The organism is Streptomyces sp. SID13726, from assembly GCF_010548375.1.
Classification (GTDB): domain Bacteria; phylum Actinomycetota; class Actinomycetes; order Streptomycetales; family Streptomycetaceae; genus Streptomyces.
Genome location: NZ_JAAGLY010000303.1, coordinates 1 through 494, shown reverse-complemented (window position 1 = coordinate 494; position 494 = coordinate 1). Strand labels below are relative to the sequence as shown.

The 494-nt window shown below is 67.2% G+C and carries 1 protein-coding gene; it reads right to left on the bottom strand.

The window, feature by feature from the left end; all coding sequences use genetic code 11:
• Nucleotides 1–158: 158 nt before the first annotated feature.
• A partial coding sequence (locus G3I78_RS47760) for a DNA translocase FtsK (RefSeq protein WP_275424933.1) occupies nucleotides 159–494 on the bottom strand: 336 nt, incomplete at its 5' end.

Below are 494 nucleotides of genomic sequence, written 5' to 3'. Positions count from 1 at the left end.
AAGGTTGGAGCAACCGGAGGGTGGACTTCCTACGCCATCCGAATGGCAAACCGAACAGTGTGGGAAGTCGGGTGCTGCGGTGGCCCCGCACCGGACACGGCGGTGCCACCTCCCTCAACTTGACGCGGCCCCGGGGGAAACGGTTGCCCGCCCGCGAATCACGGTTGGGTCTCTCCCCGGATGACGGCCAGGACCCCGTCCAGCTCGTCCGCTTTGACCAGGACGTCGCGCGCTTTCGAACCCTCGCTGGGGCCGACGATTCCCCGCGACTCCATCAGGTCCATGAGCCGGCCGGCCTTCGCGAAGCCCACCCGCAGCTTGCGCTGGAGCATCGAGGTGGACCCGAACTGGGTGGAGACCACCAGCTCGGCCGCCTGGCACAGCAGGTCCAGGTCGTCGCCGATCTCCTCGTCGATCTCCTTCTTCTGCTTCTGCCCGACCGTGACGTCGTCCCGGAAGACGGGCGCCATCTGGTCCTTGCAGTGCTGCACGAC